This window comes from Pseudomonas sp. 58 R 12 (assembly GCF_900005865.1).
GTDB lineage: Bacteria > Pseudomonadota > Gammaproteobacteria > Pseudomonadales > Pseudomonadaceae > Aquipseudomonas > Aquipseudomonas tritici.
Genome location: NZ_CVTP01000001.1, coordinates 79,354 through 87,076 on the forward strand (window position 1 = coordinate 79,354; position 7,723 = coordinate 87,076).

8 protein-coding genes are annotated in these 7,723 nt (G+C 58.4%); 6 read left to right on the top strand and 2 right to left on the bottom strand.

The window, feature by feature from the left end:
• Positions 1-273 precede the first annotated feature (273 nt).
• Both BFP95_RS00335 and BFP95_RS00340 read left to right on the top strand, forming a co-directional pair.
• Positions 274-522, top strand: a complete 249-nt coding sequence (locus tag BFP95_RS00335; RefSeq protein ID WP_065872033.1) for a hypothetical protein — start codon at positions 274-276, stop codon at positions 520-522.
• Between the two features lie 72 nt (positions 523-594).
• Positions 595-954: a thioredoxin domain-containing protein gene (locus BFP95_RS00340; RefSeq protein ID WP_065908900.1), complete on the top strand. Its 360-nt coding sequence runs from the start codon at positions 595-597 to the stop codon at positions 952-954.
• On the opposite strand, the gene BFP95_RS00345 is transcribed toward BFP95_RS00340, so the two are convergent.
• Positions 911-2,479 (bottom strand): TerC family protein, encoded by a 1,569-nt coding sequence (locus tag BFP95_RS00345; protein ID WP_065908902.1) that lies wholly within the window; start codon positions 2,477-2,479, stop codon positions 911-913. The two genes, BFP95_RS00340 and BFP95_RS00345, sit on opposite strands and share 44 nt — an antisense overlap.
• 478 nt (positions 2,480-2,957) lie before the next feature.
• On the opposite strand from BFP95_RS00345, the gene BFP95_RS00350 reads away from it, so the two are divergent.
• Complete coding sequence (locus BFP95_RS00350; protein ID WP_065908907.1) at positions 2,958-3,965, top strand: substrate-binding domain-containing protein; 1,008 nt, start codon at positions 2,958-2,960, stop codon at positions 3,963-3,965.
• Between the two features lie 69 nt (positions 3,966-4,034).
• Positions 4,035-5,150, top strand: a complete 1,116-nt coding sequence (locus BFP95_RS00355) for an MDR/zinc-dependent alcohol dehydrogenase-like family protein (protein ID WP_065880677.1) — start codon at positions 4,035-4,037, stop codon at positions 5,148-5,150.
• A gap of 203 nt (positions 5,151-5,353) precedes the next feature.
• On the opposite strand, the gene sohB is transcribed toward BFP95_RS00355, so the two are convergent.
• Entirely contained in the window at positions 5,354-6,379 is a 1,026-nt protein-coding gene (gene sohB, locus BFP95_RS00360) for a protease SohB (RefSeq protein WP_049712929.1), read from the bottom strand.
• Between the two features lie 193 nt (positions 6,380-6,572).
• On the opposite strand from sohB, the gene BFP95_RS00365 reads away from it, so the two are divergent.
• Positions 6,573-7,283, top strand: a complete 711-nt coding sequence (locus tag BFP95_RS00365; protein ID WP_065908909.1) for a histidine phosphatase family protein — start codon at positions 6,573-6,575, stop codon at positions 7,281-7,283.
• Between the two features lie 56 nt (positions 7,284-7,339).
• The gene (locus tag BFP95_RS00370; protein WP_065880674.1) at positions 7,340-7,654 is read left to right on the top strand and encodes an SCP2 sterol-binding domain-containing protein; all 315 of its coding nucleotides are present in this window, start codon (positions 7,340-7,342) and stop codon (positions 7,652-7,654) included.
• Positions 7,655-7,723: the final 69 nt, after the last annotated feature.

The window sequence follows — 7,723 nt, forward strand, 5'->3', positions numbered from 1 at the left end:
ATAGACAGCAGAAAGTGTGCCACACGCGCTAACAGAAAAATATGCTTGGAATAAATTCGTTAGGAATCAGTTGGATGAATGTTTTCGGCGATGAGGCGTTGCGCCATCACTTGGAATGAGCGTGCTACCCAAGGCCCCACACAGCGGTGATCGGCCCCACTTGAGTGCGCCATAACAGTGTTACCGCGCACCCGTGCAGTGCACGCCCAACCTGGAAAAATCCCTGCCCTGGGCTAGCCTTGGCACATTCATGCCGATAAGGACCCCGCCCTGATGAAGCTACGTCTCAGCCTGTTTTTGCTGGCCTTCCTGGTGGCCGCCGGCGCCTCTGCCAGCAACGATCGTCGTGACTGCAAGGAAGAACTGCGCAAGCTCAACGAAGCCTTGAGCACCCACTACACGAGCCAGAATCACCACGGCTATCGCGAAGCGAAGGCCTCCAGGGACAACTTGGAATACAAGAAATGTGCGAGCCAGGCACGCAAGGCGCGGGAACGCGTGGAACGTGAGGGGGACCTGTAAAGGTTGACAGTAGACGGTAGTGACCTTCCGGCTTAGCGTTGGCCAAACACCGCTGCCGATAGGGAGATCACCATGGGAATCGCCAAAGACGTCATCACCAGCATCGAGGACTACCAGTCGGTGCTGGCATCGAATCGGATCGTTTTCTTACTGTTTGTTATGCCGGACTGCGCGCCGTGCGCAAAGGCCGTGAAGCTTTTCGAGCCCATCGCCGACACCTATGACTCCACTATAAAAAGCATGGTGCTCGAGACAGCCAAGACCCCCAAGCTGCCACTGGAAATCAACAGCACGCCCACACTGGTCACGCACGTGGAGGGCAAAGTCATGGAAGTCTTCAAGGGGTTCGACTCCTGGGAAACCCAGGAGCAAACACTCACAGAAATCTTCAGACGTTATGCCCGGCAGCGGGCTCCAGGCGAACCTGCGTGACCCGCCGCTCCTCCACCGCCGCGACAGTCAGGCGCCAGCCCTCATGCACAAGGCTGTCGCCCACCACCGGCAAGCGGTCCAGCAGGCTGATCACCAAGCCTGCCAGGGTCTGATAATCCTCAGTTGCAACCGCGTTGAAGCCTGTGCGCTGGCGCACGTGGTTAAGGTTCAACGCGCCATTGGCGCGGAAACCCGCTCCCTCTTCGACGATATCCGGCCCCTCGATCTCGCTGGCATCCGGCAACTCACCGGCGATGGACTCGAGAATGTCGGTCATGCTCAACACCCCCATGAAGTCACCGAATTCGTTGATCACGAACGCAATGTGCGTGGACTCCTGACGCATCTGCTCCAAGGCGTTAAGGATCGAAAAACTCTCCAGCAGGTTGATCGCGCGGCGTGCCAAGTGCTCCAGGTTGGGCTCGTTGCCGGCCAGGTACTCCTTGAGCAACTCCTTCTTTTGCACAAAGCCTAAGGGCTCATCGACGGCACCGTTGCGGATCAAAGGCAGGCGCGAATAGGACGAATGCATCAGTTTCAAGCGGATAGTGTCGGGATCGTCCGCCAGATCGATACAGTCGACCTTGGCCCGCGGCGTCATCAGCGTGCGAATCGGCCGTTCGGCCAGTTGCAGCACGCCACTGATCATCACGCGTTCACGTCGGTCGAACAGCGGACCTTGTGCAGCATCCGACTCGCCAAGCAAATCGGCCACGTCTTCGCCCACCTCTTCCACTGCCAGGCTGCGGCCGCCGAGCAAACGCATCACCGCGTGAGCAGTGCGCTCACGCACCGGCAACACACCTTGCGCCGATTTTTTGCGGCGGGCGCGGGCAATCTGGTTGAACACTTCGATCAGGATCGAGAAACCAATGGCCGCGTACAAGTAGCCCTTGGGAATATGGAAGCCCAGGCCTTCGGCGGTCAGCGCGAAACCGATCATCATCAGGAAGCCCAGGCACAGCATGATCACGGTCGGGTGTGCATTGACGAAGCGGGTCAACGGCTTGCTCGCCACGATCATCAGGCCGATGGACACGATCACCGCGATCATCATCACCGCCAGCTCGTCCACCATGCCCACGGCGGTAATCACCGCATCCAGGGAGAACACCGCGTCGAGCACCACGATCTGCGCCACGATTGGCCAGAACATCGCGTAGGCCACGTTGCCGGTTCGCTGTGCGACATGGCCCTCCAGGCGCTCGTGCAATTCCATGGTGGCCTTGAACAGCAGGAACACACCACCAAACAGCATGATCAGGTCACGGCCGGAAAAGCTTTTGTCGAACACCTCGAACAGTGGCTGGGTAAGGGTCACCAACCAGGAAATACTCGCCAACAGGCCCAGGCGCATCAGCAGTGCTAGGGACAAACCGATCAAGCGCGCACGATCACGCTGCTCCGGCGGCAACTTGTCCGCCAGGATCGCAATAAACACCAGGTTGTCGATGCCCAGAACCAGTTCCAGCACAATCAAGGTCAACAGGCCGAGCCAGGCCGTTGGATCCGCTAACCATTCCATTTATAGAGTCTCTTCAATCGAATTTCAGAATGCCAGACACGGCAACGCACGGTCAGGGGACCGGGACAAGACTAGCAGTCGGAATACGGGGTGCTTCAGCGGGAACAGCGGCAGCGGTTGTCTTGAGGAAAGACGACTGGGAGGCTCCGAGAGGGTGTTCATGCAAATCCTGCGATGACAAAAGGACCTGAATCGTACAGGCGAAAGCGAAATCTCCCACAACGCAAAACTATTACAAAATCTGTAAAACCGGAAAAACTCGCACGATCATATGATCGAACAATGAAATTAATATCAGACCAAAAATAACAAGTAACGTGCCAAGCCACGAACAGAAATCGTTATAGCCCCCTAAAAAGGCCTATTTCGTTGTTTTATGGGAAAGCATTTGACTGATCAGATTTTCATCTGATAAACATATGATCACAACAAGGCAATGAATGAACAACTGACTACAACAATAATTGGGGTTCTCATCATGAAACTTGGTACGACCTTCGCCGCCGCTGCGGCCCTCTCCCTCCTCGCCAGCAGCATCGCCCTGGCTGCCGACGGCAAGACCTACAAGGTCGGCGCCGCGGTCTACGGCCTCAAGGGTCAATTCATGCAGAACTGGGTGCGCGAGCTCAAGGAACATCCCGCCGTCAAAGACGGTACCGTGCAACTGACCGTATTCGACGGCAACTACGACGCACTGACCCAGAACAACCAGATCGAAAACATGGTGACCCAGCACTACGACGCCATCCTGTTCGTGCCCATCGACACCAAGGCCGGCGTGGGCACAGTGAAGCAAGCCATGAGCAACGACGTGGTAGTCATCGCCTCCAATACGAAAGTAGCCGATGCCTCCGTACCCTATGTGGGCAACGACGACGTGGAAGGCGGCCGCCTGCAGGCCCAAGCCATGGTCGACAAGCTCAACGGCAAAGGCAACGTGGTGATTATCCAGGGCCCGATCGGCCAGTCGGCGCAGATCGATCGGGAAAAAGGCGAACTGGAAGTGCTGGGCAAGCACCCGGACATCAAGATCATCGAGAAAAAGACCGCCAACTGGGACCGCGCCCAGGCCATGACACTCACTGAAGACTGGCTGAATGCCCACCCCAAAGGCATCAACGGCGTGATCGCGCAAAACGATGACATGGCCCTAGGCGCCATACAGGCACTGAAATCCCACGGCCTGACCGCCAAGGACGTACCGGTCACCTCCATCGACGGCATGCCGGATGCGATCCAAGCGGCGAAAAAAGACGAAGTCACCACCTTCCTGCAAGACGCCCAAGCCCAATCCCAAGGCGCGCTGGATGTAGCCCTGCGCGCACTCGCCGGCAAGGACTACAAACCGCAATCGGTGATCTGGGAGCGCTACGCCAAAGACGTGAAATGGGCCGATGGCACCGCGAAGAACTACATCCTGCCCTGGGTGCCCGTGACCAACGCCAACGCCGACGCGCTGTACAAGCAAGTCAGCGGCGCCAAATAAAACGTTGCCGGTTGATCGCTCCCGTGTGCGCACAGGAGCGATGAGCTCACCTTTGCCCCGAGGCCCGCCATGTCCACCGTTACCGAACGTTCGCAAGCACAACTATTCCCGGTCATCCCGAAAACCATGCAGGCAGTGGTCTGCTATGGCCCGGAAGATTATCGACTGGAAACCGTCGATGTACCTGTGCCCGGCCCCGACGAAATCCTCACCAAGGTCGAGCTGTGCGGCATCTGCATGGGCGATATCAAGACCTATCGCGGCGCGCCTTCGTTCTGGGGCGATGCCGAGCAACCGCGCTATGTGAAACCGCCGATGATCCCCGGCCATGAATTCGTGTGCCGCGTGGTCGCCCTGGGCCCCGACGCGGAAAAACGCGGCGTGAAGGTCGGTGACCGGGTCATTTCCGAGCAGATCGTACCGTGCTGGGGTTGCCGCTTCTGCAATCACGGCCAGTACTGGATGTGCCAGAAACACGACCTGTATGGCTTCCAGAACAATGTGCAGGGCGCCATGGCCCAGTACATGATTTTCACCAAGGAAGGCATCATCCACAAAGTCCCGGACGCCATTGCTCCGGACGAAGCCATCCTGATCGAACCCCTCGCCTGCTCGCTGCATGCTGCAGAGCGCGCCAATGTCGACTTCGATGACGTGGTGGTAGTTGCTGGCGCTGGCACGCTGGGGCTGGGCATCATCGGCGCAGTGCGCATGCGTAACCCGAAAAAACTCATCGTGCTGGACATGAAACCCGAACGCACCGCGCTCGCCCTGCGCATGGGTGCAGACGAAGTGTGGAACCCGGCCGAAGTCGACGTGGTGGCGAAGATCCGTGAAATCACCGACGGCTACGGCTGCGACATCTACATCGAAGCCACCGGCCATCACAAAGCGGTCAACCAGGGCCTGGCGATGCTGCGCAAGCTGGGGCGTTTCGTTGAGTTCAGCGTGTTCAATGACGAGGCTACAGTGGATTGGTCGATCATCGGCGACCGCAAGGAGCTGGACGTGCTCGGCTCGCACCTGGGGCCCTACATGTACCCACGCGCCATCGACTTTATCGGCAACCGCAAGATCGACATGCGCGACGTGGTCACCCACAAGTTCGCCCTGGCAGACTTCAAGGAAGCGTTTGCGGTGATGGAGCGCGGCGACAAGTCCTTAAAGGTGGTACTCGAGCCTTAACCATCAACGCCAAACCAATGTGGGGCATTGGTATGTAGTGAGCGGGCTTGTCCCGCGCTGGGTGGCGAAGCCGCCCCAACTCAGGCACCGAGTTTTTTCAGCTAGAACTGAAGTGCCTGGGTTTGGGGCGGCTTCGCCACCCAGCGCGGGACAAGCCCGCTCACTACAATGCCCGCATGGGATTACCAACATTCAACGTCGGGTTACCAGAACCGCTGCTGGGTCAACCGGCTCCACCAAGTCAACAGCACCCGGTCCACCGAGCCACTCGCCGCCAAGCCAACCCGCTCCTGCAAGCTCTTACGCTCGGCATAATGCAGGTGGAACACCTCGGCGGTCTTGGCCTTGGTGGCCAGGTATTCGTCGCTGGTTTGCAGCTCATCGACCAATTGCTTGTCGAGCGCCGCAACACCCAGCCACACTTCTCCGGTCGCGACATCATCGATTGCCAGCTGCGGGCGATAACGCGAGACGAAATTCTTGAACAACTGGTGAGTGATGTCCAAGTCTTCCTGGAACTTCTCGCGGCCCTTCTCGGTGTTTTCGCCAAACACGGTGAGGGTGCGTTTGTATTCACCCGCGGTCAGCACTTCGAAGTCGATGTCGTGTTTTTTCAGCAGGCGGTTGACGTTAGGCAACTGCGCCACCACACCAATGGAGCCGAGGATGGCAAACGGTGCGCTGATAATCTTCTCGCCAATGCACGCCATCATGTAACCGCCGCTGGCTGCGACCTTGTCGATGCACACGGTCAACGGCACGCCCGCCTGACGGATACGCGCCAGTTGCGAAGACGCCAAGCCGTAGCTGTGGACCATGCCGCCGCCGCTTTCCAGACGCAGTACCACTTCGTCCTTTGGCGTGGCCAGGCTCAGCAGTGCGGTGATTTCATGGCGCAGGCTCTCAGTGGCCGAAGCCTTGATATCGCCGTCGAAATCCAACACAAACACCCGTGGCTTGGCCTCGGCTTTCTGTTTGCCTTTCTTCTTTTCAGCCTTGCCTTCGGATTTTCGCAACGCCTTGAGCTGGTCTTTGTCGAGCAGGCTCGACTCCAGGCGCTCACGCAGGCCCTTGTAGAAATCATTGAGCTTGCTGACCTGCAACTGGCCGGCGGATTTGCGACGACCTTTGCTGCGCAACGCCGCGAAGCTGATCAATACCACCAGAATAGCGACCACCAGGGTGACGGTCTTCGCCAGAAAGCTCGCGTATTCGGCCAGAAAATCCATAGTTCTCCTTACAAGTGCAGTGCGCCAGGCGCGGATGACCCCAGCATACCGACGGGGCTTGCTGTGAGCCAGTGCTCAAACCGCCACCAGGCGCCCTCCAACGCACTTTTAAAACAAGCGTATGTTTTTTCATTGACAGCTTGAAGGCATCCTCATAACCTCGCCAGACTTTCAACGTACCGGGAAAACGGACGTGGGCAGCATCTATTTGATTCGACATGGCCAGGCCTCCTTCGGTGCAGACGACTATGACGTCTTGTCGCCCATCGGCGTGGAGCAGGCACAAGTGCTCGGTCGGCACCTGGTGGACATGGGCCTGGTCTTCGATCGCTGCGTGGCCGGCGACCTGCGCCGCCAGCAACACACCGCCACCGCCGCCTTCGAACAATACAGCGCCCTGGGCCTGCCGGTACCGGTGCTGGAAGTCGACAGCGCTTTCAACGAATTCGATGCCGAGGCGATCATCCGCGCCCTGCTCCCCGACCTGCTCACCACCGAACCCGAAGCCCTGGAGATCCTGCGTAATGCCGCGCAGCACCGCAGCGAATTCCAGCGCATCTTCGCCTTGATCATTGAACGCTGGCTGGCCGGCACCTATGACCCGCCAGGGCTGGAAAGCTGGTTGGGTTTCGTCAAGCGTGTCCAAGGCGGCCTGCAACGTATTCTTGAAGCGGCGGAAAACACGCAGAAGATCGCGGTGTTCACCTCCGGCGGCACCATCACCGCCCTGCTCCACCTGATTACCCGAATGCCCGCCGCCCAGGCGTTCGAACTGAACTGGCAAATTGTTAACACCTCGCTCAACCAGCTGAAATTCCGCGGTCGCGAGGTGGCACTGGCTTCCTTCAACAGCCATACCCACTTGCAACTGTTGAAGGCGCCGCAGCTCATCACCTTCCGATGAACTGCGGCCAACCGTGACCCCAAGGTCACTGGACTCCACCCTAAAGGATCGAAACCATGACTGACGTAGCCAAAGCTGTAGAAGCAATGAAAGCCAAGTTCAACCCAGCCGCCGCTGACGGTCTGGACCTGGTGTTCGGTTTCCGTATCGACGACACCAAGAACTTTTCCCTGGTCGTCAAAGATAAGACCTGCGAGCTGCAGGAAGGCGAAAACCCGGACGCCCAAGTGACCCTGGTCATGGACAGCGAAACCCTGGAAGGCATCGTCGACGGCTCTACTGACGGCATGCAAGCCTTCATGGGCGGCAAGCTGCGCACCGAAGGCGACATGATGCTGGCGATGAAGCTGAGCGAGCTGTTCCCTTCCTGATTCACGGGTAACCCTGGATCCCTGTGGGAGCGGGCTTGCTCGCGAATGCGGTGGGTCAGTCAACGAATA